Origin of the sequence: Lentzea californiensis (assembly GCF_024648825.1) — a bacterium.
Classification (GTDB): Bacteria; Actinomycetota; Actinomycetes; order Mycobacteriales; family Pseudonocardiaceae; genus Lentzea; species Lentzea californiensis.
Genome location: NZ_JANBBE010000010.1, coordinates 225,832 through 251,887, shown reverse-complemented (window position 1 = coordinate 251,887; position 26,056 = coordinate 225,832). Strand labels below are relative to the sequence as shown.

Here is a 26,056-nt window from a genome sequence, read left to right as displayed (position 1 = left end):
CTGTGGGGTGCCGAAACATGGCTCAGCGGCTTGACCTGCGGATCAAGCCGCTGCAGGTTCGTACTCGTTGATCAAGCCGCCGAGCACTCGCCGACGACGTACAGATCTACAGCCTGGGTCTCCGATCGGGTGATCGGGTCGTGGTGGAGTGTGGTGTCGCGCTCGGTGTGGTCGCCGGTGGTTGTAGTGAGAGACGTAGCGGTTCAGCACTGAGTTGAGGTGACGCTCGTTGATGATGAGCAGCCGGTCGGTGAGCTCGCGTCTGACAGTGCCGACAAACCGTTCCGCGTAACAGTTGGCTCGTGGACACCGCGGTGGGATCTTCACGACGTCGATACCGGCGTCAGCAAGAACCGAGTCGAACGACACCGTGAACTGGCCGGCCCGGTCACGGACCAGAAATCGAAACTCGTTGGCCCGGTCGTCCAGCTCCATGAGGAAGTTGCGAGCTTGCTGCGTGGTCCACAGACCATCAGGGTTGGTGGTGGTCCCGAGTATGTGGACGTAGCGGGTGCCGACCTCCATCACGAAGAACACGTACACCCGTTTCAGCGTGACGACGCAGTCGACGTGGAAGAAGTCGCACGCCAGCATGCTCGCCGCCTGAGCACGCAGAAACCGCCGCCACGACATGTCGGTGTCCCGAGTCGGCGAGGGCGGAATCCGAAGTCGCTTCAGCACACGACGAACAGTCGTGACGGCGGTCCGGTGGCCGAGCTTGAGCAGTTCACCGTGGATCCGGCGGTAACCCCAGCCCGTGTTCTCCCGCGCCATACGCTCGATCAAAGCCACCACCGCCTCGTCGACCCGCGGGCGGCCACTCTGATTCGGGTAGGTCCACTTCTTGGCGACCAGGCGCCGATGCCACCGCAACACCGTGCCCGGAGACACCAACCGATGCTCCCGTAGGCAGCGAGGAAGTCGCCGCACCAACGCGGCCAGCACAGCGCGGTCAGCCCAATCCAACTGCGGACGACCATGAGTACGGCGCAACACCGCGACCTCATGCCGCAACACCAACAACTCGACGTCCTTCGCCGCCGAAGACCGGCAGAGCAGGACCAGCCAGCCACTTAGCTTGACAAAGATGAGGTACAGCAGTCGCAGCGCCACGCTTACGATCATGCCGACCGAACAACAGGACCCGACCACCGCAGCTCAACGCATGTGTACGGAGTTCTGGCACCCCACAGAGTTCGGTGACGAACACGTGGTTGCGATGGCACAGTGGTGCGGTGTCGCCGGACCACTGGGTGACGACCGCTTCGAGCACAAGTTCGGCATCGACGTGGGCGGCTACGCGGTGTTCGTGGACGGCTTCACCGGAGGCCGGTCCGACTGGTACCACTTCAGCATTCCGAGCAGGACGCCATCTGAGGACTACCGTCATCACATGCGTGACCTGGAGTTGAACTGCTGATCAACTCACATCAAATCTCAGTATGCCCTAACGGCCCACCAGGCCAAGCGACTGAGCCCTGCACACCGCTGATACCCGATCCGACACCCTCAGTTTCGCGTAGATGTGCTCCACATGCTTCTGCACCGTGCGAGGCGAGATCAGCAACCTGCGTGCTGCAGCCTGGGCAGTCAGACCGTTGGCCATGAGGCTCAGTACAGCCAGTTCACGGGCGGTCAGACCTGCCTCACCACACGGCTTGCGCGGCATCCACCTGGCAAGCGCACCGGCCTGCCGATCCAAACCGATCAAAAGTGCCTGCAGGCGTCGAGCCAGCAGCACATCCCGCTCGGTGAAGTCCTCTCCGCCGGTGACGATGACGAACGCCCGGTGACGCACACCCTGCAGTGTCAACGGAATGGCCATCTGGTGCTCGACGTCGAGGCCGCCTATGACGCCGGCCCATTCCGCGTAGCGGGGATCGATCAAGGGACCCGGCACCCGTGCGATCGTCTGCGCGGAAGGATCACCGGTCACCGAAAACCAACACAACAGCGGATGTTGATCAAGACGTGATCGCATCCAAGCGACAGTCTCTTGATCGACCCTCATCCCCGCAAGCAGCTGGTAGTTGATGTGTCCGCTCGCGTGCCGATCTACCCAAGATCCACCTTGAGCGCCGAAAGTCGCCACCAGCTCGTTCAAAATCATCGGGAGCGGCAGCTCCGTCAACGGTTCCGCAAGCAGGTCTCGGACGACGTCCAGCCAGTACCCCAGCCTGTCCTCCATAGAACCAGCGTACGACACACCCGGTACGCAAATGTCCGTATTTACTCGGCAGCTCCTCCATCGCGACGATTGCGTTGATCCAAAGGAGGACAACTATGATTCGGACAGTCGTACTTACTATCACCGCCTCGTTCGCGGCATCGCTCCTTACCGTCGTCCCGGCGTCGGCGGCGTACTGCCAGACCGAGCATGGCGTCTTCGTCCCGGAGAAGTCGTCTGGTGTGCCGTCTCTGTGGGCTCCGACCGGCAGCATTGTGACGATCAAGCCGAACCAGCAGAGCCGCATCTGGGCTGGTGTCGCGTTCACCGGAACGAACGGGCCGCCCGGATGGGTCGACCTTGCACCGTGGAGCTTCCCGCTGCCCGACCGACCGGTATTCAGCCTCATCACCAGAATCAGCAACAACTACTCGCCGACGATCTATCGCTATGCGGGCTACGACACATCGTTCGTCAACAACCAGCCCAACCCAGGATTCGTCATTCTTCGAACGAACGACGACCACCCCGGCAACGGCTCCGGTGCGTTCATCGCCGACGTGTCAGTGTGCACGTAGAATAGGACGTATGATCGCTGTGCTGCCGTTCCAGATTCACCCTAGAAGTCCTAACAGAATGATCTTGGAATACGGTTGATCATCGGCGTGTTGACCATGGCGTGAGGAAGGGTGATCAGCTTCCCTGGATCGTGTCCGACGAGTTGTGGTCGCGGATCGAGCCGCTGCTCCCGGTGGTGCCGCGTCGTGCGGATCATCCGGGTCGCAATCGGCTGGATGACCGCAAGGTGTTGTGCGGCATCTTCTTCGTGCTCTACACCGGCATCCCGTGGGAGTTCCTGCCCCAGGAACTCGGCTTCGGCTCCGGCATGACCGCGTGGCGTCGGCTGCGGGACTGGCACCAGGCCGGCGTCTGGCAGCGGCTGCACGAGAACCTGCTCGCCGAACTCAACGCCGCGGACGAGCTGGACTGGTCGCGGGCGGTGATCGACGGCTCGCACGTCCGCGCCCTCAAAGGCGGCCCAAAACGGGTGCGAGCCCGGTCGACCACGCCAGAACGGGCTCGAAACACCACCTGATCACCGAAGGACACGGCATCCCGCTGGCCGTCTCGCTCACCGGCGGGAACCGCAACGATGTCACCCAGTTGATGCCGCTGATCGACCAGATCCCGTCGGTGCGAGGCAAGCGCGGCCGCCCGCGGTTCCGGCCTGAGAAGCTGTACGCCGACCGCGGCTACGACCACGACAAGTACCGCGTGCTGGTGCGCGCCAAGGGCATCACGCCGCTGATCGTTCGCCGAGGCAGCGAACACGGCTCCGGTCTGGGCGTGCACCGCTGGGTGGTCGAGCAGACCTTCGCGCTGCTGCACTGGTTCCGCCGCCTGCGGATCCGCTGGGAGATCCGCGACGACATCCACGAAGCCTTCCTCAGCCTGGCCTGCGCCATCATCTGCTGGCGCCGACTCCGCAACCTCTCATTGAGTTGGGAGTTCTAAGCCGCGTGGCGATACTCGTGGTTGACTCCGCCGAGACGGTCCTGCCGATCTACCCCGAAGCGTTCGATCTGATCGGGTTCGAGAGGCTGGGGCCGGACACCCAAGGGTGCCGCGGCGGCGAGTGATCGGTGAGTGCGGTGCTCGTTGTAGTGTCGCTCGTACTCGCGCAGCGCGTGTCGTAGGTGGGTTTGATTCCAGATCAGCGTGCGGTCCAGCAGTTCAACGCGAAGTGTCTTCACCCAGCGTTCGATGGCGGAATTTATGCGGGGCACCGGTACACCAGTCAGCACCGTAACGATTCCCGTTGCGCTCAGGAATTTGTCGATCAACGCGGGGTACGTGGCATCCTGGTCACGAATGAGGAACTTGATCCGAACGAGGGGTCCGGTTTCTTCCAGGACCATGAGCAGGTTGCGGATGGCCTGGATGACCCATGCGTGGGTTGAGTGTGCGGTGGTACCGACTATCCACACACGCCGGCTGGCGTGGTGGATGGCCGCGAGAATGTACTGGCGCTGCCCAGTCAGCGTGACCGTCTCGATGAAGTCCATCGCCAGGATCGCCTCTGCCTGCGAGCGCAGGAAGTCGGCCCAGGTAATGGTTGTCCGGCGCGGGGCCGGATCGACGCCGACAGTCTTGAGGATCTCCCATACCGTGGAGGCGGCGATCGCGATGCACAGGAGTGCGAGTTCGCCGTGGATGCGTCGATATCCCCACGAGGGGTTCTCGGTTGCCAGACGCAGGATGAGACGGCGGATTGAAGCAACAGTGCGCGGACGTCCAGGCCCTCGGTTCACGCTCATACGAGCATGGCGGCGCTTGATCAAGTCGCGATGCCACCCCAGCACCGTATCCGGGTTCACCACGAGCCGGAGTCGGCGCAAGGCTCTGCTGCACCGTTAGGTGACATCTGAGTTGGCTAGCCGTGAGGCTGGCCTGGGAGGATGTCGCTGTGCCCAAGCCCTACCCCCAGGAGTTCCGCGACGATGTCGTGCGGGTCGCTCGTGACCGCGAGCCCGGTGTGACGGTCGAGCAGATCGCGAAAGACTTCGGAGTGCACCCGATGACGTTGTTCAAGTGGCTGCGCCAGGCCGAGGTCGACGAGGGCGCCAAACCAGGCGTGAGCAGGAACGACTCGGCCGAGCTGCGCGAGGCGCGTAAGCGGATCAAGCTGCTGGAACAGGAGAACGAGGTCCTGCGCCGGGCGACGGCGTATCTGTCGCAGGCGAATCTGCCGGGAGAAGGCTCTACCCGCTCCTGAACGAGCTGGCCGCGGACGGGATTCCCGTCGCGGTGGCGTGCCGGGTCTTGAACATCGCTCGACAGCCGTACTACCGGTGGCGTGCCCGCCCGGTCGTCCAGGCGGAACTCGCGGAGGCATACCGGGCGGACGCGTTGTTCGACGCGCACCGCGACGATCCGGAGTTCGGCTACCGGTTCCTCGCCGACGAAGCCCGCGACGCCGGCCTGCCCCTGGCGGACCGGACAGCGTGGCGGATCTGCTCGTCCATGAGCTGGTGGAGCGCGTTCGGCAAGAAACGCGGCCGCAACGGCAAGAAGGCCGGCCCGCCGGTGCACGATGACCTGGTGCGCCGCGACTTCACCGCCGCGGCGCCGAACCTGTTGTGGCTGGCCGATATCACCGAACACCGCACCACAGAAGGAAAGCTGTATCTGTGCGCGGTCAAGGACGTCTGCTCCAACCGGATCGTGGGCTACTCCATCGACTCCCGGATGAAGTCCCGCCTCGCCGTCACCGCGCTCACCAACGCCATCGCGAGACGTGACGACGTCGCCGGCTGCGTGGTCCACACCGACCGGTTGAACTCAAGCAGTTCACCTCATGGGTCTTCGGCGACAAGATCCGCTCAGCCGGCCTCCTGCCATCCTTCGGAACAGTCGGCGACGGCCTCGACAACGCGATGATGGAATCCTTCTTGTCATCGATGCAGATCGAGCTACTGAACCGCCAGAAATGGAAGACCCGCGTGGAGCCGGCCAACGCGATCTTCGACTACATCGAAATCTTCCACAACCGCCGCCGACGGCACTCCGCCCTCGGCTACCTCACCTCAATCGAGTACGAACTACGCTCTGACCACGACACCATCACCGCTGCCAGTTAGCCACAACGACTGGAACCCTTCCGATAGGGCAGGTCAGTCACCTACCCGTGCAGCAGACCCAGGCACACGAGAGTCCCAGCAGAGCTGTGACCGCGACAACGGCGGAGAGCAGTTTCATCAAGTTCGGCTCCTGTGAGTAGGAGGGTTCTTGTGAGCGTTGCTTAAAACCCGCAGAAGCGGTCGAACAGGTTGCCGCACGAGTAGATCTGACTTCCCGGCCCTGGCCCGCAACACGCATGCGCTGCCGGAGCAGGAGCGAGAAGCAGCACCACGGCCGCAACCAGAACTGATACGAACCTCATCGAAGAACTCCTAAAGGTGAGCGGATCGTTCATCCAAAGTGGACAGCTGAAGGCGGACGGCGCCCGCCTCCGGTACCGCGGTCTCGACGTACAGCGCCAGGGCGCTGCTCCAGTGCTGGCGAGCACGCACCGCCTGGTTGACCATGCGGTATCCGTGCGCGAGACCGTCGTGCCCGCAGGCCTGCTGGTAGCGATCACCCGTCTCCTCGGCCAGCCTCAGTGCCTCCCGGTGGTGGGCGAGTGCGCGCACCGGATCGCCACTGAGCCGGACCGACTCGCCGAGCCCGTTGAGAGCTTCGGCCTGCAGACCTCGGTTTCCGCTGTCGAGCCCGACGGTGAGCGCAGTACGGAGGTTGGTCGCGGACTCCGCGAACCGGCCCTGATCCGCCTGCACCAGCCCTAGTCCCAGCGCCGTGTAGCCCTCCAGGCTCCGGTTTCCCGTGTCCACGGCGATGGTGAGCGCCTGCTGGAGACGGGCAAGCGCTTCGCGGTGCCTGCCGAGCCGCCGGAGGACGAAACCCAGGCTATGCAGGGCATAACCCCGCCCGGCCACATCATCTATCTCCTGCGCGAGGGCCAAGGCGCTGTTGTGGTGAGCGAACGCCTCGTCGTAGTGGCCCAGCCGTTCGCATACGATGCCGAGGTTGTTGGCTGAGCGGCAGTGGCCAAGGCGGTTTCCAGTGCGCGCGGCGATGTCAAGCGCCTGCTGGTAGTGCACGAGTGCGTTCCGGTGGTCGGCGACAGCCAGGTACACGTTGCCGAGGTTGTTGTGTGTTCGTCCTTCCAGCGCGATCTCGCCGACGGACCTCGCGAGCTCCAGTGCCTTCCGGTGGTGCGCTTCGGCCTCGACGTAGCGACCCAGGCGTTCGTGGGCGGTGGCGAGGTTGCCCAGCGCCTGACATTCCGCGACGACGTCTCCGCGACCTCGCGCGACGGCGTGGGCGTGACTGTGCAACACGAGCGCGTCATCGTGGTAGCCGCGCAGATCGAGGTACCGCAACAGGATCGTGGACAGTTCACTTGAGTGGGCACCCTCGGTCGAGGTCGCCGTCACCACCAGGTTCGCGCGTTCGCCTTGCAGCCAGACCATGGCCTGCGCGTAGGTGGACAGGACCGGGGACCGCGCCTCGGCCCGGACGTTCGTGCGTTCGGCTCCGGGCGCGACGACATCCATCGCCCGCGCGGCCGTGGCAAGGTAGCAGTCCTGGAGCCGGGTCAGGGACTCGCGCCGGCACGACGGACTCTCGGTGGTGGCGGCCAGTTCCGAGGCGAACGCGCGCAGCAGGTCATGCATCCGGTACCTGCCGGCTTCGGACTGGTGCAGCAGGTGCAGGTCGACCAGTTCCTCCAGCAGCCGTTCGGTCTCCACCGGATCCGCGTCGGCGAGAGCGGCGGCTGCGTGCGCGTCGAGGTCGGCGCCGGGATGCAGGCCCAGCAACCGGAACAGGCGCTGCCGGGTAGCGTCGAGGTGCAGATAGGACAGGTGCAACGCGGCGGCCACGCTGCGGTCGCCCGTCACCAGTTCGTTCAGCCGTTGCCCGCTGTCACGCAGGCGTTCCGCCAGGTGCTCGACCGTCCACACGGAACGTGAGCGCAGCCGGGCCGCCGCGATCCGGAGAGCCAGCGGGAGATGGCCGCACAGAGCGGCGACGTCCGCCACCGGCTCGCGTTCGGCTGGTTCGTACCCGAGGACCCTCGTGAACAGCTCGACGGCCTGGCGCTGCGGCAGCACGTCCAGCGACACGGTTCTGGCCGAGTCGAGATCGGTGAGCCTGCGTCTGCTGGTGACGAGTGCGAGGCAGTCAGCGGTGCCGGGTAGCAGGGGGCGCACCTGCGCCGCGCTGGCCGCGTTGTCCAGCACCAGCAAGGCTTTGCGGCCCGCAAGCTCGGCACGCCACAACACGGCGCGTTCCTCCAGCCCGTCTGGGACACGTTCGCCCGCCACCCCGATGGAGCGCAACAGCACGGCCAGCGCCGCGGCGGAATCCGTCGGTCGCAGGTCGGCGGTGTGGGCGTGCAGGTCGATGAACAGCTGCACGTCCGGGTAGCGGTCTGCCAGGTGGTGGGCCGTGTGCACGGCGAGAGCGGTCTTGCCCACACCCGCCATGCCGTCGATCGCCACGATCACCGTCGAGCTGCTCACGGAAGCGGTGGCGTCGAACAACCGCAGGAGCTCGTCGTCGCGCCCGGTGAAGTCCTCCACGTCGTGCGGCAGCGCGTGCACCGGGTGAGCGGCGGCCCGTGCGGCGGACTCCGCAACTGCCGCGACGAGCCGGGGATCAGCGGCTAAGACCTGCCGGTGCAGCTCCTGCAGCGCGGCACCTGGCTCGACACCCAGTTCCTCGACGAGCTGCCCCCTGACGTGGCGGTAGTGGTCCAGGGCGTCGGTGGTGCGACCGGCCCGGTACAGGGCCAGCAGGTACTGGCCTGCGACACGCTCGTTCAGCGGGTGCCTTGCGGCCCGCGCCGACAGCTCGCCCACCAGTTCCTGGCCCTCCCCGGCGCGCAACCGAGCGTCGACCAGCTCGTGTTCGACGGTGAGGCGCTCCTGCTCCAACCGCTCCCGTTCGGCTCGCACCCACTCACCGTCGACACCGGTGAGGGCCTCCCCACGCCACAACGCCAGTGCGTCGGTCAACGAGCGCACGGCCGCCGAATCGTCACCCCGTGCCTGAGCACGCAGATCGCGAAACCGCTGCAGGTCGAGCAGCGGCTCCGGCGCGTCGACGAGCAACACGTAACTGCCCGACCGTCGCACGATCGAGACTCCTTCCAGCCCGTCCAACGCCCGCCGCAGCCGGGAGACGTAGCTGTGCAACGTCGCCCGAGCCCGTGGTGCCGCGTCCAGGCCCCAGACCCGTTCGACCAGGCAGTCCGCCGGAACGGTCCTCCCGGTGTCGACAGCGAGCGCCACCAGCACGCAGCGCTGCCTGGGCGTGCCCAGGTCCAGCGGCTGCCCATCGGCCTCCGCGCGCACTTCTCCCAGCAGGCGCAACACCCGGTGTCCCCCGTGCTCGGCAAACCAGCACCACCGGCTTAACATTCCGATCCTCGCTTCGCGGAAGGTTTGCGAGCGATTCACACGATCGGCCCACCAGTTGAGACACGGGTGCTCTATTGCCGCACCACCGTGGAAATCCGGAGAAAGCACTGGTAACGCGTCAGTGACCGTTTATCGTCCTGTCAGCCCGGCCGTTGAACCGCTCGCGCTGTTCGGCGATGTCCTGGAAGGCCTGCCGGCGACTGTCGAGGACGGACTGCTGGATTGCCGACTCCACCTCCTGCCAAGTGCCGACCAGCCCCGACCGCGACTTGCATTCGACGTCGGCGGAGGCGGTGGCGATTTCCGCCGCGGTCACGGTCGCCGCGGAGAGGTCGAACGCCCCTGCCGCAGCCGCGGAACTGTCGTAGTCGTGACCAGCGGCTTTCATGCAGGCGGACCACTGAGTACGGGCCTGGGCCACACGTGGGTCGGAAAGCGATCTCTCGTAGCTGTCCGTGGAGATCTCCTTGACCTCGGCAGGCGTGGTCAGGTTCGCCTCACCGAGCGTTTTGTCGGCCTGCTGAACGCACTGGCTCGATGTACTCCGTTCCTTCGCCGGGACTGGACGCTCGGTGCGATCGACCGTCGACGGCAGGTGATAACCGTAGACGGCCGCATCACGCGGGTCCGTTATTCCGTAGCGCCGCTTGTTGCCACGCGGGCCGATGTCCTTGATACGCACTCGGGCGTCCTGCTCGATCGCCGCCGCGTCAGGCGACGGCTTCGACCCTCCACGATCCTCGATGCACCGGTGGATGAGGATTTCGCGAGCCAGAATTATTCGGCCGGTGTCCCAGGTGCTGAGCCGATACTGGTCGAGGGGAAGGTTCACCGCGTCGGGCGCCGTGGCCTCCGGTGGAATGGGGCGGGGCGGGGCGGCCCCGTTCGTTGAACATCCCACCAGCAGCACGGACGCCAACGCAGCCGTAGCGTGCCAGAGCCGTCGAGACACTTCGCTCACACCTTTCCGTGATGGCCGTCCGGTCGGCGGCACCGAGGGGCGCCCCCGCCCCTCGGTGCCGCCGACGGCTACGCCCCAGGGCTGAGCCTGATGGAAGCGTTGTCGTTGTAGGTGTACGAGAGCACGCCGCTGCGCTGCCCGTAGAGGTAGTCGACGTCGCCGCCGAGCTCCGACCGGTCGTACACGTAGCAGATCGACGTGGTGGTCATGTCGCAGGAGATCGCAGCCGCGTTGTTCTTGACGGGCTCACGCGCGCCGACGCCGGTGCCGTCGAAGAACCTTCGCCCTTCCAGATCGCGCACCGTGACGCTCGTACCCCAGTAAGCCGTGGCCCTGCCGCTGTTGAAGTACAGACACGCCCAGTACGGCGAGTTGGCACAGCGTGACTCGACTCCGGCGATGGTGCCGATGTTCTTCGACGCCGCCCCGGCCGGCGCGACCGTACCGGCCAGCGCCGTTGCCGCCGCGACCACTCCGAGAGCAGCACTCAAACCCTTCGACCAGCGCATTACTTCGCCGCCTTTCTGACTGGTGCCCGGCGGCGATGGCCTCCGGTACCGGTGGTGGTGGATGGCGCAACGATGTGTGATCGATCGTGTGAAAGCCTTGCAAGCTTTCTGCAATGCCCAGGTCAGTCGGTGTAGCGCAGCAATCCGATCAGCTGCTCGGTCGGCGGCCAGCCACTCCAGCTTCTGGAGCAACCAGCGCTTCCCTAAGACCGTCGTCGACCGGGCCCGCTGGACCATGTACGGCGACACCGCCGGCCACACCAAGTACGACCATCAGCTGTCAGGCCGGGCTCCGCGGCGGCCTTACGCAGCACCGAGGCGATCAACCGTATGAACGAGGTGGCACCGGGGTTGAGCAGCAGGTCCACGCCTTCCTCCGGGAGCACACCTACCAGCTGCGTGAGGTTCACCTCGGCCCAGGCCCGCGATGTCCTGCAAACCCTCGAGCTTGGCGATGCGTCGGGCCGTGCGCGGGCGCCGTGCGCGGGCGCCGTCGCCCCGATCACGCACGGCACGTCGTCCGGCGACGTCACCACGACAGGCGTGTTCTCGCCGTTCACCGCGAGCCCGAACACCGACTCGCTCATGATGTCGAGCAGCTGGGCTCTGCCGTCACGCGCGACGATCCCAGCAAGAGCTTGCGCGTAGAGGAACGCGGCGCAGTCGGTGACATGATCCCACGACTGAACGCCCCCGACGTCCTCCAGCGCGTCGACGACCTGCAGACACGGGCGCTCGCGGTGGCGTACGCCCACAGCCGTGCACGCGGACACGGAGCCGCTCGGCCGGGATCGTCCTGGTGGTGGCGAGATCGCCGCGCGCGCGATCCACCGGGACCTGGTCGCCACACACGGCGAACAGCTCGCGCGGCCACTGGCAGACCTCATCGGCACCATCTGGCCCTTGACCCGCGACGACCTGCGCACCCACCGCGGATCTGGCTATCCCCTGATGCGGGTGGCCCGCATGCTCACCGTGCCGGGAGCTGTTCGAACCCTGCGGGGTGCCAAAACAGGGACTGTAAAACGAGCGGTTTGTGCCGTGAGGCGCTGTTGATTCGAGTGGAGGTGGGAGACCTTCGCCGCTGATCCTGTCGCAGCAGGACGGTGGAGCTGAGGGCAGCCTGGTCCGGGTGGTGCCGGGGCGGGCGGGAGCAGCCCTGACAAAGCCGGGACGTGTCAGCACTGCCAGATGGTGCGGGTCCGGTGAGCGTGACGGAGAGGAGTACGAGAGGTGCCGGCGTTTTACGTCCCTCAAATTTACACCGGCTCGAACCTGGCGGATCTGGGCCGGAGGCGGTGCACACCCGATCATGTGAAGGGGTTGGGGAACTCCTGGGATGGTTTGCCGATGCTGTCCGGGAGGCTACGAGGAAGGTCTGCGGCGTACTCGTGGCGATGCTGCTGGGACACAGTCGGGCTCCTACTTCGCCGAGCGAATCACAGTGAACGCGGGAACCGTCCTGGGTCTCACCCGTAGCCATGTGTCCAATGTGGATAGAAGGGTTGGGTGCGCCGACCACCGATCGGCCTGGGACGGGGCGGAGTCGCCGTAGTACTCCGAGCCAGGGAAAGCCTGCGCCCATGGGGAAGGGCGGCAGCGGGATCAAGAAGGGAAGGATGCTGCAATCGTGCCCAGCTCAAGGAGGGTACGTTCCGGCCGTTGCCGGTGCGGGAACGCAAGATCCCGAAGCCGGGCGAGTCGGGCAAGGTCAGAAGTCTCGGTATTCCTACCGTGGCCGACCGGGTCGTGCAGGCCGCGTTGGAGCTGGTGCTGGAACCGATCTTCGAGGCTGACTTCGTGCCGGTCTCCTATGGGTTCCGGCCTCAACGGCGTGCCCAGGACGCGAACGCTGAGATCCACCACTACGGCTCCCACGGGTATCGGTGGGTGCTGGACGCGGACATCGAGGCGTGCTTCGACTCGATCTCGCACTCGGGCCTGATGGACCGGGTTCGGTTGCGGGTCAAGGACAAGCGTGTGCTGGCGCTGGTGAAAGCGTTCCTCAAAGCCGGAATCTTGACCGAGTTCGGCGAGATCAAGGGTACGCACACCGGCACGCCACAAGGTGGGACCTTGTCACCGTTGCTGGCCAACATCGCTCTGTCGGTGCTCGATGAACACCTGATGGGGCCATGGAAACCGGGCGGGACGATGTCCACCGAGAGCCGACGCGCGGGCCGCCGCGCCAAGGGGTTACCAACGTGGCGGCTGATCCGCTACTGCGATGACTTCGTCGTTCTGGTCAACGGAAACCAGACCGACACCGAGGCGTTGCGCGAGGACGTCGCCCACGTGCTGGAACCGATGGGCCTGCGGCTGTCACCAGCCAAGACCCAGGTTGCGTCGCTGGGCGACGGGTTCGAGTTCTTGGGGTTTCACATCCAGTGGCGCCGCAAGCGCGGTACGGACAAGTGGTACGTCTACACCTTCATCGCCGACCGTCCTTCCAGCGGTACGGGCCAATCTGAACCACCTGACCGAATGTGGGCGCGTGGAGCATTTGCCCTGCTCCGATGTACAATTCCACTTATGTGGGTGATCGAGTCAAGCGCAGTGCGCTAGTTCTCTGTGTTAGCGGGCGCTGCTGGTGGCGCGTCGGCGTCGATGACGTCCAGCCCCTGGCGAACAGCACTAGCTTCTTCGTCGAGCAAATGGCGAGCACGGGTGGCCCAGTCTGCGTCGATGCGGAAGCTGTCGCCGCGGAAGCGTGGAAAGACGTGCAGATGGAAGTGGAAGATCTCCTGGAAGGCGGCTTCTCCGTCGGCGAGGAACACGTTGATACCCTCGCAGCGCAGGCCAGAGCGTCGAAGGGCGCGGCCGACGCGGTGGCCGATCCTCCAGACGTGTGTGCTCGTCTCCTCGTCCAAGTCTTCCAGCCCGATGGCATGCAACCGTGGCACTACGAGGACGTGCCCCGGCGTCACCGCGCCGAGATCCATGAACGCAACGACTCGATCATCTGCATATGCCAAGCTCGCCTCGGCCTCTCCGGCGACGATGGCGCAGAAGACGCATTTCTCTGGCCTTTGGTCATTCACGTGCAAAGCGTTGCAGCTGCGTCGTGGGCGACGCGAGCGATTTTCTCTCGGGTCTGATCGCATGGTCACGACGTGACTGGCTGCGGTGATCGTGGCTCACGCGGCTCGGCGCAGTGGGTGAGTGTCGGCAGGACGAGTTGCCCCTATCGGGTTGCCGATGTGGTCGAGGCGTACGAGCAGGCCGACAGACTCTGCATGACCTGGACACGGCAACGCCGATCAAGCAGATGACCGCGCCGGTGACGTCGTAGCGGGCGAAGCGGAACTTGCCGACGACCATTACCCAGGCCAGCGACCCGGCGGCCCGGCCATTCTGCCGCAGGCCGACGAAAACCCGGCCGAAGTTGGATCGGCCAGGTGATGGCCGACTGTCGCTGGGTTCGGACTGGTGGAAGCCGGACTCATCCTCAAGGATTCGACGCTGTCTCGGCGGACGCTGCGGGGGCGGCCCAACCGGTGCGCATCAAGGCGCTCAGCGCCTGGGGTGAGGCCTCGTCGGCCATGGCGGCGCCGCGTACCCAGCTCATGGCGAGCACGCCCAGGAACAGGTCGCGGCCGCGCACCTCGGGGCGGGCGCCGCCGTCGCGTCGGGCGGCGTGGAGGAATTCGTCTGTGGTGGTGATGTAGCCCTGGCAGGTGAGGGCCAGCGGGGAGGTGTCCTCGGTGACCGCTGCTCGCAGTGGTTCGGGTAGGCCGTCGAAGGCGGTGGCCCACTCGCTCAGAGCGTCGAGCCAGAGCGTTAGTGCGGTGGTGGTGTCACTTTCCTGCTGCCGGATGGCTTCACGACGTGCCACCAACTGCTCGGCGCGCGCTTGCAGCAGGGCGGCCAGCAGCGCCTCCCGGCTGGGGAAGTGGCGGTAGAAGGTTCCTGCCCCGACGCCGGCGCGCTTGGCGATGGCCTCCAGCGAACTGGTGACGCCGTGCTCCGTGAAGTGCTGTTCGGCGACCTGCAGCAGGTGCATCCGGTTGCGCTGCTTGTCCGTGCGCGGTCGGCGCCCGCTTGCCTCTGTGCTGCTGGTCACGGCTTCACGTCCTTCTCTTGAAAAAGCGGAGGCAGCCTCCGTATGTTGGTGAAGACAAAACGGAGGCTACCTCCTCATTTCCGGGATGGCGAGTCCGCCCGCCCGTCCGCCCAGGCGGGTACCGGATCTGCACCTCAGCTGAAGGACATGTCGTGACCGCACCGCAGATGCTCCTGGCCATTCAGATCGCCAACGGCTACGGCGCTCAGCCCGGGGCCTGGCGCATGCCCGGTGTCGACCCGTCCAGCTACACCGACATGGACACCATCGTCCGGTACGCGCAAGCAGCCGAACGAGGAAAGATCCAGCTCGTCTTCCTGGCCGACACCCCTGCCCTCACCGCCGACCTCGACCGCGAGACCCCGCAGCACGCCATCGACCCGTTGGTCGTGCTGACGTCGATGGCACGCGGCACCGAGCGGATCGGTCTGGTCGCCACTGGCTCGACGACGTTCAACGAGCCGTACACGATCGCGCGGCAGTTCAAGGCCTTGGACGTGGTCAGCCACGGCCGGGCTGGCTGGAACGCGGTCACCACCTCGAGCCCGGCCGCCGCGGCGAACTTCGGCAGCGTGGTGCCCCCGCGTGCGGAGAAGTACGAGCGCGCGCACGAGGTCGTGCAGGTGGTGCAGTCGCTGTGGGGCAGCTGGGAACGCGATGCGTGGGTCCGTGACGTCGCCGGCAAGCGGTTCGCCGACATGAGCAAGATCCAGCCGATCAACCTCGGCGGACGCCACGTAGCCTCGCGTGGGCCGCTGCCGATCCCGCCGTCGGAGCAGGGCCAGCCGGTCGTGTTCCAGGCCGGCGGCGGGGCGAACGGTCTCGAGCTGGCGGCCCGCTACGCCAGCGGCGTCTACGCCAACCCCTTCACCATCGAGGAAGGCCGCGCGCACCGGACGGCGCTGCGGGAAGCCGCCGAACGCGTCGGGCGCGATCCCGACGAGATCAAGCTGTTCGCCGGCTTCATGCCCACCGTCGCCCCCACCAAGCGAGCCGCCCTGGACCGGCGACGCCGGCTGGACGAGTCGATCGACCTGCACCAGCGGGTGAGCTACCTCGGGGCCATGCTCGGCCTGCGGCTGAACCCCGGCCAGCTCGACGAACCGCTCACCGCACGGCAGCTCGCCGACGCCCGTCCCAGCCCAGCGGACCCGCGCTCGGCGTACGCACTGCAGGTGGCCGGGGAAGGCTGGTCGCTGCGCGACGTGCTGGCCCACGGGGTCATCGACTACCACCCGGTCGTACCCGGCACCGCCGCCGAGGTCGCCGACCACATGCAGCACTGGTTCGAGGCCGGCGCCTGCGACGGCTTCTCCCTGGCCATCGACGTCTACCACGACGGCATCGACACCTTCGTCGACCAGGTCATCCCCCTGCTGCAGGAACGCGGCGTGTTCCACCTCGACTACGCCGGCACCACCCTGCGCGAGCACCTCGGCGCACCCGCCCAGTACGGACTCGACCCCCGCCTGACCGAAACGGCGCCCGCGGTCAGCTGACGGCCCGCATCGACTCGATCCGTGAACAGGAAGCGCACATGGCAACACCAGACACCGCGGCACCGGACGTCGCGACCCCAGCGCCCGGGACCCAGCGCAACGACCGCCTCGCCCCGGGAGACGGCCTGATCATCGGACTGCTGATGGTCTCGGCGTTCGTCGTGCTGCTCAACGAGATGATGCTGGGAGTGGCGCTACCCACCCTGATCGCCGACTTCGGCATCACCCCGAGCACCGGCCAGTGGGTCACCACCGGCTACCTGCTGACCCTGGCGGTGCTGATCCCGGCCACCGGGTTCATCATGCGCCGCTACCACCTGCGCACCATCTTCCTGGGCGCGCTGGCGCTGTTCACCGTCGGCACCGCGATCGCCGCCCTCGCACCCGGCATCGAGATCCTGCTCACCGGCCGCATCATCCAGGCCGCCGGCACCGCCGTCTTCGTCCCCTGCTGATGACCACCACCATGCGCCTGGCCCCCGCCGCCCGCCGCGGCCGGCTGATGGCGATGGCCACCGCCGTGCCCGCCATCGCACCGGCGGTCGGCCCCGCCCTGTCGGGGGTGGTGCTGTCCGGGCTGAGCTGGCGCTGGCTGTTCATCATGATGCTGCCGATCGCCGCGGCCGCGCTCGTACTGGGAGCGGCCAAACTGCGCAACATCACCACACCGGAGCCGGTGACCCTCGACGTACCGTCGCTGCTGCTGTCCGCTGTCGGGTTCGGCGCCCTCGTCTACGGCCTGGCCTCGATCGGCGAGGCGGCAGCCGGTCACGCACCGATCCCGCCCTACCTCCCGATCGCTCTCGGACTGGCCGGCGTCGCGGCGTTCGTCAGGCGCCAGGTCGTGCTCCAGCGCGGTGCCGGCGCGTTCCTCGACATGCGGATCCTCCGTGCGACGTCGTTCTCGGCACCGCTGCTGGTGATGCTCATCATCGCGCTCAACGGCTTCGGCACACTCATCGTCCTACCGATCTCCACCCGCACGGCAGCGCCGCCTTCGGCACCGTCCAGCAACTCGCTGGCGCCGCCGGCGGAGCGGTACTCGTCTCGGCCTACACGATCGGGTCGAACGCACCGGACACCGGTGCACTCAGCCTCGGCCAAGCCGTCTCCGCGTCGCAGGCTGCGTTCACCACTGCCGGAATCATCGCCGTGGCCGCCGTCCTCGGCACCCTCTTCGTCGGCAAGGCACCGACCCGGGCATCCGCGTCACACCTTCCCGACGGCAAGACCGTCCAACCGTGAAAAAGGAGCAGAAGTTGAAGATCGGCATCCTCGGCGCCGGAAGCATCGGCGCCACCTTGACCCGACGACTCAGCACCGCCGGTCACCAGGTGAAAGTGGCCAACTCCCGCGGCCCGGAGACCATCCCGGCCGATCTGCTCGCCTCGGGCGCGCGAGCCGTGCACGCCTCGGAGGTCGCCGCCGACGTCGACGTCCTGATCGTCTCGGTACCCCTGAACCGCGTCCCGGACCTCAAGCCACTACTCGCTGACCTGCCCGACGATGCGGTCATCATCGACACCTCGAACTACTACCCGATGCGCGACGACCAGATCAAAGCCCTCGACGACGGACAGCCCGAAAGCCTGTGGGTAGCCGAACAGTACGGCCGCCCCGTCGTCAAGGCCTGGAACGCCATCACCTCCCCTTCCTTCGACACCAAGGACAGCACCCCCGGCACCCCCGGACGCATCGCCATCCCCGTCGCCGCCGACAGCGACACCGACCGGGCACTGGGCATGGCGCTCGTCGAGGAGACGGGCTTCGACGCGGTCGACGCCGGCACCCTGGCCGACTCATGGCGCCAGCAACCCGGCGCACCCGGCTACTGCACCGACCTCACCCGCGACGAACTGCTCGCCGCCCTCGCGAAAGCCAAAGCCGCGCGCTCACCCCAGCGCCGCGACCTCGCGATGACCGTCATCGCGGAGTTGACCACCGACCCCCTAGGTGATCTGGGTGAGGACTTCCTCGTGCGAGTCAACCGCCTGATCTACAACTGATCCGCCCTCTGCCCTCCGCTCGGTCCGCCACTTTCGGTGTCGAATCGGCCGTGCGGAGGGCAGGAAACATCCCGAGACACCGACTTGAGCGGCAGCACGGCACCGAGCACATCGGCTCCGCAGTCAGCACCGGCAGCCGACCCCGCTCCCGGCTCCTGAAAAGCTCCGGTACGCGTTCGCGGGCTTCGCCACCGGCACCAGGAGGCCGGACTATCCAGCAGCACTCCCCCTGCCGGACACAGGTCCGTAACGGGTCGTTGACACTCGCCTCGTCCTGATGAATTCTTCACCGCACCAGTTGCCCAATCGATTTGGCAGGCGAGAGTGAAGCGGATCGGGATCAAGGACGTGGCGGCGGCGGCCGGTGTCTCCGCAACAACGGTCTCCCACATCCTCAACGCGGTCGAGGGCAAGCGGATCAACGCCGAGACGCGGGCGACCGTGCTCCGCGTGGCCGACGAGCTGGGCTACCGCCCCAACAAGCTGGCACGGGGTCTGCGCACCAGTCGCACCTACACGGTGGGCTTCATCAGCGATGGGATCGCCACCACGCCTCACGCGGGACAGATCATCCAGGGCGCGCAGGACGCGGGCAGCGAGCACGATCTGCTGCTGCTGATGCTCAACACCGGGGGCGACCCCGAGCTGGAGCGCAAGGCGATCACCTTGCTGATCCAGCACGGCGTCGACGGAATCCTCTATGCGTCGATGTACCACAGGATCGTTGAGGTACCCGCACAGCTGCGATCAGTGCCCACCGTCCTGGTTGACGCCAGCTCCGGCGATTCGGCGGTTCCCTCGGTCGTGCCCGACGAGGAGCAAGGTGGGAAGACCGCCGCCCAGACGCTGTTGGCGCACGGACACCGCCGCATCGGGTTCGTCACCAACGTCGACGACATCCCCGCCTCGCGGGGCAGGCTCGCCGGATATCGGGCCGCGCTGGCTGACGAGGGCATCGAGTTCGATCCCGCTCTCGTCGCCGCCGACCGCTCCGACGCTCCCGGCGGCTACCGCGCCGCGCGCACCTTGCTCACTTCCGCGGCCAGGCCTACCGCCCTGTTCTGCTTCAACGACCGCATGGCGATGGGCGCCTATCGCGCGGCCGGAGAGCTCGGTCTCCCGATTCCGGCAGAGCTGTCCGTGATCGGCTTCGACAACCAGGAGCTGATCAGCGAGAACCTTCACCCCGCACTGAGCACCGTCGCCTTGCCGCACTACGAGATGGGTGCACGGGCGATAGCACTCCTGCAAGCCGTCATCACCACGTCCGAGATCACCGGGCCCGCAGTCCAGGAGGTACTGCGTTGCCCGCTGGTGACAAGAGATTCGATCGCTTCGCCGTCCCGGTCTTGACCACCGGGACGGCGAAGCGACAACGAGTGGGCTGCCGCTTGCACCGGCGGCCCGACGAGAACCGACCCAGCACGATGGAGGAACCATGAACGTGTGGACCAGACACCTCGCCGCAGCGAGTTTAGCTGCCGTCACCGCGGCGACCGCGGTCACGGGCTGCGGTACCGGTGGCGGATCGGCCTCCGGGAACGGAGTCCTGAAGTTGTGGACCCACAACGCGGGCAACGCTGCCGAGTACGCGGCCGTGGAGAAGCTGGTCAACGGCTTCAACGGAAGCCAGCCCACTTACAAGGTCGAGATCGAGGCTTTCCCGCAGGGCTCCTACAACGACGCGGTCGTCGCCTCCTCGACCTCGAAGAAGCTGCCCTGCATCCTCGACGTGGACGGCCCCAACGTGGCCAACTGGGCCTGGGGCGGCTACCTGGCCCCGCTGGAGCTCTCCGGCGGCGAGGTCCCCTTGGACGACCAGCTGCCCAGCACCGTGGGCAGGTACCAGGACAAGGTCTACTCCTTCGGCTTCTACGACGTGGCGCTGACGACGTTCGCCCGCAAGTCGGTGCTCGAGAAGAACAGCATCCGCATCCCGACCCCTGAGCAGCCGTGGACCCGTGCGGAGTTCAGCGCTGCACTGGCCAAGCTCAAGGCCACAGGCGGGTTCGAGCACCCGCTGGAGATGGGCACCGGCGGCAGTGGTGAGTGGTGGCCGTACGCCTACTCCCCCCAGCTGCAGAGCTTCGGCGCCGACCTCGTCGACCGCTCCTCCTACTTCCGCAACGCCTTTGATTCCTGAACTTGGCCGCCGAGCGAATCGGTCATGATTCACGTCGTGACCGATGAGTCGATGTCCTCCGACGAAGTGCTGGCCCGCCTGTCCTCCTTGCGGCAGCACACTCGGGGAGGGAAACGGTCACCGCACAAGCCCCTGCTGGTGCTGCTCGCGTTGGGCCGATTGACGACTACCGGCACGAGCACGCTGTCCTGGACAGCGGACTCCGCGAAGCTGGCGGACTTGATCCGGGACTTCGGACCGCCCTCAACCACCCAACCCGCACAGGCCGCCGCGTATCCGTTCACCCGCCTGCGCTCAGACGGCATCTGGACCCTCGACCGAGACGTGCCCATGGATCGCGTGCAACCACTCACCACCGAGGAGATCCTCGGCCGGCTGGACCCGAGACTCGAACAAGCCCTGCGCGATCCGGATCTCGCCGCCGCGGCAGCCCGGCGCCTGGTCGAGCCCGAGTTCCCGCCCACTGTCGTACCAGACGTCCTCACGGCGGTCGGCTTGGATCCCGACGCGGTCCTCGGCGTCACCGGTACCCCAGTGCCCCGACGACACCGACAGAGTTCGTGGCCCGCCACCGTCCTGCAGTCGTGGGACCGGCAATGCGCTTTCTGCGGCTTCGACGGACAACTCGGCGCCGCCACCGTCGGTGTCGAAGCCGCGCACATCCGCTGGTTCGCCTTCGACGGCCCAGACACCCCTGACAACGGTCTGGCGCTGTGCTCAGCGCACCACAAACTGTTCGACCACGGTGTCCTCGGCCTGAACCACGACCTGCGCATCACCGTGTCCGCCAAGTTCACCAGCCGCACCACCACCGGACGAACCGTTTACCAGCTGCACGACCGCACACTCGACCCCAGACCTGGCACCGCCCCGCCCGCAGCAGCGCACATCACCTGGCACACCCGCGAAGTCTTCAAAAGTCCAGCACTGACCACCTGACCCGTGCCAGCCAAACGCTCATCGCCGCTGGTCGCGACTACGGGGATGAGGCTTCACAGGGTGGCTGGCGGAAGACGTCGATCTGCCGGTGCCTTTTTCGGTCATCGCCGTGGGGCGGTCGCAGTAGCGCTGCGGACACGCTGGTCAACAACGCTGCCATCCGGCAGAGATCAGAGCTGACCGCGGCGGTACTCCGTAGGTGAGACACCGAGTTCGCGCATGAACGCGCGGCGCATCCCTTCCTGCGTCCCACATCCGACTGATGTGCGATCCTCGGCACGCTTTCTCTGACGAGGTGCGACGCGAGGTCGTATGCCCGACACGACGGTGCGGCGCGTAGCCGTCTCGCTCCGCGGAACCGCCTACCTGAAGCCGGTTTCAGGTTGGGGTGCCCCGATTTTTGCGGCTCCACGCTTTCCGTGGTGGACTTCGGTCATCACCGATCGGGGGGTCGGTGTGTGAGGACCGGGGGTCACAGGTGAAGATCGTTACCACGGGGTTTCGCCATGCCACGGCGACGGCGATCACCGCATCGTTGCTGCTGACGGGAGCAGTTCCAGCGGCTTCCGCGCCACCGCCGTCATCCGCAGTCCAGCCGAACTCGGTGCCGCCGGCGCTACCGCCCGGTACCCAGCCGCCGCGGGACACGGGCGGGCCGGACGTGCCGTACACACCCACCGGCAAGGGCTGCGTCGAGTCCGACACCAAGAACGAACTGATCGAGTACATGCCGTGGGGCCAGGTCCAGCTGAACCTCCAGCAGGCACACCGGTTCGCGACCGGCAAGGGCGTCAAGATCGCGATCATCGACACTGGTGTCGACCCGCGCAACCCTCGCTTCGGCGGCCGGGTCGTACCCAGCGGTGAGTACGTCAGCGGGAACAGGAACGGCGCGGACGACTGCGACGGCCACGGCACCGAGGTGGCCGGCGTCGCCGCGGCGGCCAGGACCGAGGGCGACTTCATCGGCGCGGCACCAGGAGCGACGATCCTCGCGATCCGCCAGACCAGCGACCGCTTCGAGTTCAAGGGTGACGCCACCAGGGACAAGCGGACGTCCGCCGGCAAGGTCTCGACGCTGGCACAGGCCGTCGTGCGCGCCGCGGACCAGGGCGCCGGGGTCGTCAACATCTCCCTGACGAACTGCGGCGCCCCCAAGGACTTCAGCGCGGACGACCGGGCGCTGCAGGCCGCGATCCGGTACGCGGTCGACGTCAAGAACACCGTGATCGTGACGGCGGCCGGCAACCTCGACAGCAAAGCCGGCTGTCCGCTGCAGAACAACAACCTGGACCCGGCGACCGTCAACTCGGTCTCGTCGCCCGCGTGGTTCGCCGACGACGTGCTGTCGGTGGCGTCGATGGCGCGCTCCGGTGAGGTGTCGGGCTTCAGCGTCTGGGGCCCCTGGGTCAGCATCGCCGCACCCGGTGAAGAGATCATCTCCGTCGACCCCAAGGGCACCGGCCTGACCAACGCGAACGTGAAGGCCGACGGTGTGGGAAAGATCCAGGGGACGAGTTTCGCCGCCCCGTACATCGCGGGTATCACCGCGCTGGTGCGCGAGCGGTTCCCAGACCTCAAGGCGCGCCACGTGATGGACCGGCTCAAGGCCACCGCGCTGCACCCCGGCAACACGTCCGGCAGGGACCACCGGATCGGCTTCGGCATGGTGAACCCGGTGGCCGCCCTGACCGCAGTGCTGCCCTCCGAGTCCACGGGTTTCTCCAGTCCGCCGCCCAGGGACCTGGTCACGACCATCACCGCGCCGCCGGACCGCGACTGGCCGCCGATCATCGTGGCCCTGAGCGGCATCAGCATCGGTTTCGGGCTGCTGATGCTGACGTTGCTCGTCCTCAACTCGATCAACCGCGGACGTCGTGCCGAACTCGGAGGACAAGTCGACCCACGCCGAACCTCAGCCACCCCGAAGACCCGCGGGGTGCCACCTTCGCCGACGTGAATTTGCGCGGGGTCGAGGTCAGCGGCGTCCGGTCAGCGTTCAGCCAGAGGTCCTGGCAGGTCTTTGGCGTGGACGACGTGCAGCGTGCTCGCCACTCGGGTCAGCGCGACGTGGAGACGTTGCAGGCCAGGGGCTTCCGCGTCGACGACGCGGGCCGGATCGACCACCAGGACGGTGTCGTACTCCGGGACGTCGGCGTCGGCGGCGATGACGCAGATCGACCCCTCGCCGGCCAGCACAGCGCGGCAGATCTCGACGATCGACAGCGTGCACTCGCCTGGAGCGGTTCTGCGCCCGTGCAGGGCCTTCGCACGGCGCCGGAAGGAGATCGGGGCGTCGCGCCTCGGAGCGACGTTCGGGAGGAGGCGCGCGGCGTAGTCGGGGACCTCGGCCAGGTCGGCTCATCTAGGACGAGGTGCCGCGCGTGCTGAGGCTGGAGTTGCTGGGACACAAGCGCGGTTCCACGGATGAGCGGTACTCGCACGTAACCGGAGTCATGATCAGTCGAATGCTCGAACAACTCCAGTGCCGAGCGCAATGGGCAAGTCATCTCAGATGCCGAGTGCCGCCCTCGCCAGCGCCGTGCCCTCGACGCGGGCGGTGATCTTGGCGAACGCCGTGTCGCGGGAGGTCGAGGTGTCGTCGGCGAACGGCGAGAAGCCGCAGTCGTCGCAGGTACCCAGGCGGTCGGCGGGGATGAAGCGCGCCGCCTCCAGGACGCGGTCGCGCACCTCTTCAGGGGTCTCGACCCGCGGGTCGATGGGGTCGATCACGCCGACGAACACCTGGGCGTCGGCCGGGGCGTGTTCGCTGATGATCCGCAGGACCCGTTCCCTGTCGGGTTCGCTGGCCAGTTGGAGGTAGAAGCGGCCCGCGTGCAGCGCGAAGAGATCCGGCAGGAGTTCCGCGTAGTCGACGTCGAGGCTGTGCGTCGAGTCCTGGTCGCCGCCGGGGCAGGTGTGGACGCCGATCCGCTTGCGTTCCTCGGCGGAGAAGCGGTCCAGCACCTGGTTGTTGAGCTCGACGAAGTTGCGCAGCAGGCCGCGGCTCGGGTCGAGTTTGAGCGACAGCCTGCCCTCGGTGAAGTCCAGCTGGACGGAGGCGGCGCCGGCGTCGAGGCAGCGGCGGATGTCGGCCTCGCTCTGGTCGACCAGGTCGGCGATGAACTCCTCGCGCGGGTAGGCGGCGATCCCGTCCGCCGGGTAGAGCAGGCTCAGGGCGGAGGGGGCGATCACCGCCTGTTTGACCGGCAGGCCGGTGTGCTGGGAGGCGCCGCGGAAGTACTCCTCCGCGAAGGACGCGTAGCGGAAGGGGCCTTCGGTCAGGCGCGGGAGCTGGCGGGTGTGGCCGTCGGCGAACGGGATGACCGCGCCGTCCGCGGCCAGTGACGTGGCACCGTCCAGGGGGTAGGTGGCGAAGCTCGACTTCGCCTGTTCGCCGTCGGTGACCACGGGTGATCCGGTGGCCTCGAAACGGCTGATGGTGTCGGCGACCGCCTGCTGGGTCAACGTGTCCAGTTCGGCCTGGCCGAGCTGGCCGGAGGCGAACGCGGACAGTCCCTGAACCAGTTCGGGAGAGCGAGGAACGCTGCCGATCGGCTCGGTTGGAATGAGCAAGACTCCCCCTGGAGCAGTGTGCAGACAAACCGGAGATTCCGACCGAAAGCTAACAGCGCGATCATGGAAAAATATCGGCGCGCGATGCTCTCCACCCGTGTGGTGGATCAAACTGCCGGTTGCTCTCTACGGCCAGCGACCTGACGCCGCCACCGTTCCGGTGAAGGCCACCACCGACAGGGCGAGAGTTCCGGCCGTCAGTCGCAACACGACCCGGCCCGCGCGCGACCTCGGCACGCAGAACGTCAGCCAGGACACGGCGGTCAGCGCCGCGAGATAGCCACCGGGCTGGTCGGCCGTCGCCCGCAGCAACGCCGTCGTGGTCGCGGCAGCCACCAGCCACGGCGCCACTGCGACCACCCGCACGATCAGGTGCGGGGCGCGCCACCAGATCACGAACGGGACGATGCCTGCGGCGAGCAGGAGCACGATCGCCTGTGGTGGTAGCACGAGCGAAGGGACGAGCAACATCGCCACCAGGTACGCCGTGGTCGACGCGCCCGTCACGAGCAGCGCGTCGGCCCGGCAGGGCGGTGGCGTGAAGATCCGCAAGAACGCGAAGCCCGCCACCACCGGGACCGCGAAGTAGCCGATCAGGTAGAGCAGCACCGGCCCGAACAGCATCGGCACCGTCGAGCCGTGGTCGTGCACGTCAGGCTGCCGCGCCTACCGCACAGGAGCAGCGCATGTCGGCGCGGTCCTCCCGTGACGGTCGCATGTGGAAGTACATCGCGACCACCATCGGAACGAACACGACGAAGTTGTAGAACAGGTGCAGTTCGACGCGCGGAAGCACCAGCTGCAGAATGCTGACCGGCACGGGGCCGCCGAGAAGATTCCGTCCGGTCAACGCCTGGATCAGCAACAGAAAATGCTCGATGTGATGCCAGAACTGAATCCACAGCGCGATCTTCCACCATTTCTTCGCTCGCCCGGTGAATCCCGGAAGAAGCATGAAGAATCCGACCAGCATGATGATCGCGTAGCCGTAGTGCATCCATTCGGATGTCACGAGCCACGGTATCCACAGGCCGAGCACACCACCCGCCTGGGGCCGTGGCCAGCCCAGCACGAACACCTGGATCGCCTGCACGATGTGCTCGGCCCAATGCGCGATCACCACGAACGCGAAGATGTTGAGCGCGGTCCGGTGCCATCGGTCGTTGAGTGAGCCGGGCGCCGACCACGCCCCGGTACGAGTTGTCAT

Annotated in this window: 24 protein-coding genes and 2 pseudogenes; 12 read left to right on the top strand and 14 right to left on the bottom strand. The window is 66.8% G+C overall.

Annotated features, from left to right (window positions below; genetic code table 11):
- Positions 1–42: 42 nt before the first annotated feature.
- Positions 43–1,113 (bottom strand): integrase core domain-containing protein, encoded by a 1,071-nt coding sequence (locus LX88_RS31475; protein ID WP_258951396.1) that lies wholly within the window; start codon positions 1,111–1,113, stop codon positions 43–45.
- A 10-nt stretch (positions 1,114–1,123) separates the two neighbouring features.
- On the opposite strand from LX88_RS31475, the gene LX88_RS31470 reads away from it, so the two are divergent.
- Positions 1,124–1,420 carry a hypothetical protein gene (locus LX88_RS31470; RefSeq protein ID WP_258951395.1) on the top strand — a complete coding sequence of 99 codons (297 nt, stop codon included), beginning with the start codon at positions 1,124–1,126 and terminating at the stop codon, positions 1,418–1,420.
- 27 nt (positions 1,421–1,447) lie between these two features.
- Here the strand turns inward: LX88_RS31470 and LX88_RS31465 are convergent, their stop codons facing one another.
- A complete protein-coding gene (locus tag LX88_RS31465) occupies positions 1,448–2,188 on the bottom strand; it encodes a helix-turn-helix transcriptional regulator (RefSeq protein ID WP_258951394.1) in 741 nt (246 codons plus the stop codon).
- A gap of 95 nt (positions 2,189–2,283) precedes the next feature.
- On the opposite strand from LX88_RS31465, the gene LX88_RS31460 reads away from it, so the two are divergent.
- The gene (locus LX88_RS31460; protein WP_258951393.1) at positions 2,284–2,745 is read left to right on the top strand and encodes a hypothetical protein; all 462 of its coding nucleotides are present in this window, start codon (positions 2,284–2,286) and stop codon (positions 2,743–2,745) included.
- Between the two features lie 128 nt (positions 2,746–2,873).
- A protein-coding gene (locus LX88_RS31455) for an IS5 family transposase (protein ID WP_372511455.1) occupies positions 2,874–3,682 on the top strand; the annotation gives its coding sequence in 2 pieces (ribosomal slippage) (positions 2,874–3,207 and positions 3,207–3,682; 810 coding nt in all).
- Here LX88_RS31455 and LX88_RS44430 read toward each other — a convergent pair.
- The gene (locus LX88_RS44430) at positions 3,679–4,548 is read right to left on the bottom strand and encodes an integrase core domain-containing protein (protein WP_258951391.1); all 870 of its coding nucleotides are present in this window, start codon (positions 4,546–4,548) and stop codon (positions 3,679–3,681) included. The two genes, LX88_RS31455 and LX88_RS44430, sit on opposite strands and share 4 nt — an antisense overlap.
- A gap of 86 nt (positions 4,549–4,634) precedes the next feature.
- Between LX88_RS44430 and LX88_RS31445 the strand changes: the two are divergent.
- Positions 4,635–5,808 (top strand): annotated as a pseudogene (locus tag LX88_RS31445) (IS3 family transposase).
- A gap of 312 nt (positions 5,809–6,120) precedes the next feature.
- Here LX88_RS31445 and LX88_RS31440 read toward each other — a convergent pair.
- The 4 genes from LX88_RS31440 to LX88_RS31425 form a co-directional block, all read right to left on the bottom strand.
- Positions 6,121–9,108 carry an AfsR/SARP family transcriptional regulator gene (locus LX88_RS31440; protein ID WP_258951390.1) on the bottom strand — a complete coding sequence of 996 codons (2,988 nt, stop codon included), beginning with the start codon at positions 9,106–9,108 and terminating at the stop codon, positions 6,121–6,123.
- 163 nt (positions 9,109–9,271) lie between these two features.
- Positions 9,272–10,063, bottom strand: a complete 792-nt coding sequence (locus LX88_RS31435) for a hypothetical protein (protein WP_258951389.1) — start codon at positions 10,061–10,063, stop codon at positions 9,272–9,274.
- A gap of 119 nt (positions 10,064–10,182) precedes the next feature.
- Positions 10,183–10,605 carry a hypothetical protein gene (locus LX88_RS31430; RefSeq protein WP_258951388.1) on the bottom strand — a complete coding sequence of 141 codons (423 nt, stop codon included), beginning with the start codon at positions 10,603–10,605 and terminating at the stop codon, positions 10,183–10,185.
- Between the two features lie 221 nt (positions 10,606–10,826).
- On the bottom strand, positions 10,827–11,378 hold the full coding sequence (locus LX88_RS31425; RefSeq protein ID WP_258951387.1) for a hypothetical protein: 552 nt from the start codon (positions 11,376–11,378) through the stop codon (positions 10,827–10,829).
- A 913-nt stretch (positions 11,379–12,291) separates the two neighbouring features.
- Between LX88_RS31425 and LX88_RS31420 the strand changes: the two genes are divergently transcribed.
- Entirely contained in the window at positions 12,292–13,188 is an 897-nt protein-coding gene (locus tag LX88_RS31420) for a reverse transcriptase domain-containing protein (RefSeq protein ID WP_258951496.1), read from the top strand.
- Here the strand turns inward: LX88_RS31420 and LX88_RS31415 are convergent.
- Genes LX88_RS31415 through LX88_RS31405 form a run of 3 tightly spaced genes read right to left on the bottom strand, consistent with a single transcriptional unit; the run spans position 13,185 to position 14,686 of the window.
- Complete coding sequence (locus LX88_RS31415; protein ID WP_258951386.1) at positions 13,185–13,664, bottom strand: HIT family protein; 480 nt, start codon at positions 13,662–13,664, stop codon at positions 13,185–13,187. The two genes, LX88_RS31420 and LX88_RS31415, sit on opposite strands and share 4 nt — an antisense overlap.
- Positions 13,657–14,079: a YnfA family protein gene (locus LX88_RS44650; RefSeq protein ID WP_372511454.1), complete on the bottom strand. Its 423-nt coding sequence runs from the start codon at positions 14,077–14,079 to the stop codon at positions 13,657–13,659. The genes LX88_RS31415 and LX88_RS44650 overlap by 8 nt, the downstream gene beginning before the upstream one ends.
- Positions 14,072–14,686 (bottom strand): TetR/AcrR family transcriptional regulator, encoded by a 615-nt coding sequence (locus tag LX88_RS31405; protein ID WP_258951385.1) that lies wholly within the window; start codon positions 14,684–14,686, stop codon positions 14,072–14,074. Before LX88_RS31405 ends, LX88_RS44650 begins: the two co-directional genes overlap by 8 nt.
- Before the next feature lie 152 nt (positions 14,687–14,838).
- Between LX88_RS31405 and LX88_RS31400 the strand changes: the two genes are divergently transcribed.
- The 7 genes and pseudogenes from LX88_RS31400 to mycP all read left to right on the top strand — a co-directional run bounded on the left by LX88_RS31400 (position 14,839) and on the right by mycP (position 23,233).
- Positions 14,839–16,185 carry an NtaA/DmoA family FMN-dependent monooxygenase gene (locus LX88_RS31400; protein WP_258951384.1) on the top strand — a complete coding sequence of 449 codons (1,347 nt, stop codon included), beginning with the start codon at positions 14,839–14,841 and terminating at the stop codon, positions 16,183–16,185.
- A gap of 38 nt (positions 16,186–16,223) precedes the next feature.
- A pseudogene (locus LX88_RS44645) lies at positions 16,224–17,107 on the top strand (MFS transporter); the annotation flags it as partial.
- A 280-nt stretch (positions 17,108–17,387) separates the two neighbouring features.
- Positions 17,388–18,191 (top strand): NADPH-dependent F420 reductase, encoded by an 804-nt coding sequence (locus tag LX88_RS31385; RefSeq protein ID WP_258951495.1) that lies wholly within the window; start codon positions 17,388–17,390, stop codon positions 18,189–18,191.
- Between the two features lie 324 nt (positions 18,192–18,515).
- Entirely contained in the window at positions 18,516–19,544 is a 1,029-nt protein-coding gene (locus tag LX88_RS31380; protein ID WP_258951381.1) for a LacI family DNA-binding transcriptional regulator, read from the top strand.
- An 85-nt stretch (positions 19,545–19,629) separates the two neighbouring features.
- Entirely contained in the window at positions 19,630–20,334 is a 705-nt protein-coding gene (locus tag LX88_RS31375; protein ID WP_258951380.1) for an ABC transporter substrate-binding protein, read from the top strand.
- A 24-nt stretch (positions 20,335–20,358) separates the two neighbouring features.
- On the top strand, positions 20,359–21,273 hold the full coding sequence (locus LX88_RS31370; protein WP_307791522.1) for a phosphorothioated DNA-binding restriction endonuclease: 915 nt from the start codon (positions 20,359–20,361) through the stop codon (positions 21,271–21,273).
- Between the two features lie 478 nt (positions 21,274–21,751).
- Positions 21,752–23,233 (top strand): type VII secretion-associated serine protease mycosin, encoded by a 1,482-nt coding sequence (mycP, locus tag LX88_RS31365; RefSeq protein WP_258951378.1) that lies wholly within the window; start codon positions 21,752–21,754, stop codon positions 23,231–23,233.
- A 32-nt stretch (positions 23,234–23,265) separates the two neighbouring features.
- Here the strand turns inward: mycP and LX88_RS31360 are convergent, their stop codons facing one another.
- The 4 genes from LX88_RS31360 to LX88_RS31345 all read right to left on the bottom strand — a co-directional run bounded on the left by LX88_RS31360 (position 23,266) and on the right by LX88_RS31345 (position 26,056).
- Entirely contained in the window at positions 23,266–23,472 is a 207-nt protein-coding gene (locus LX88_RS31360) for a hypothetical protein (RefSeq protein WP_258951377.1), read from the bottom strand.
- 312 nt (positions 23,473–23,784) lie between these two features.
- Positions 23,785–24,849, bottom strand: coding sequence for a cobalamin-independent methionine synthase II family protein (locus tag LX88_RS31355; RefSeq protein ID WP_258951376.1), 1,065 nt, complete (start codon positions 24,847–24,849; stop codon positions 23,785–23,787).
- A 126-nt stretch (positions 24,850–24,975) separates the two neighbouring features.
- Positions 24,976–25,500, bottom strand: a complete 525-nt coding sequence (locus LX88_RS31350) for a DUF6239 family natural product biosynthesis protein (RefSeq protein WP_258951375.1) — start codon at positions 25,498–25,500, stop codon at positions 24,976–24,978.
- Between the two features lies 1 nt (position 25,501).
- Positions 25,502–26,056: a hypothetical protein gene (locus tag LX88_RS31345; protein WP_258951374.1), complete on the bottom strand. Its 555-nt coding sequence runs from the start codon at positions 26,054–26,056 to the stop codon at positions 25,502–25,504.

Coding starts and splice junctions, on each gene's coding strand:
- LX88_RS31470 (WP_258951395.1), top strand. CDS start 1,124: ATGCCGACCGAACAACAGGACCCGACCACCGCAGCTCAACGCATGTGT.
- LX88_RS31370 (WP_307791522.1), top strand. CDS start 20,359: ATGATTCACGTCGTGACCGATGAGTCGATGTCCTCCGACGAAGTGCTG.
- LX88_RS31375 (WP_258951380.1), top strand. CDS start 19,630: ATGAACGTGTGGACCAGACACCTCGCCGCAGCGAGTTTAGCTGCCGTC.
- LX88_RS31460 (WP_258951393.1), top strand. CDS start 2,284: ATGATTCGGACAGTCGTACTTACTATCACCGCCTCGTTCGCGGCATCG.
- LX88_RS31465 (WP_258951394.1), bottom strand. CDS start 2,188: ATGGAGGACAGGCTGGGGTACTGGCTGGACGTCGTCCGAGACCTGCTT.
- LX88_RS31345 (WP_258951374.1), bottom strand. CDS start 26,056: ATGACAACTCGTACCGGGGCGTGGTCGGCGCCCGGCTCACTCAACGAC.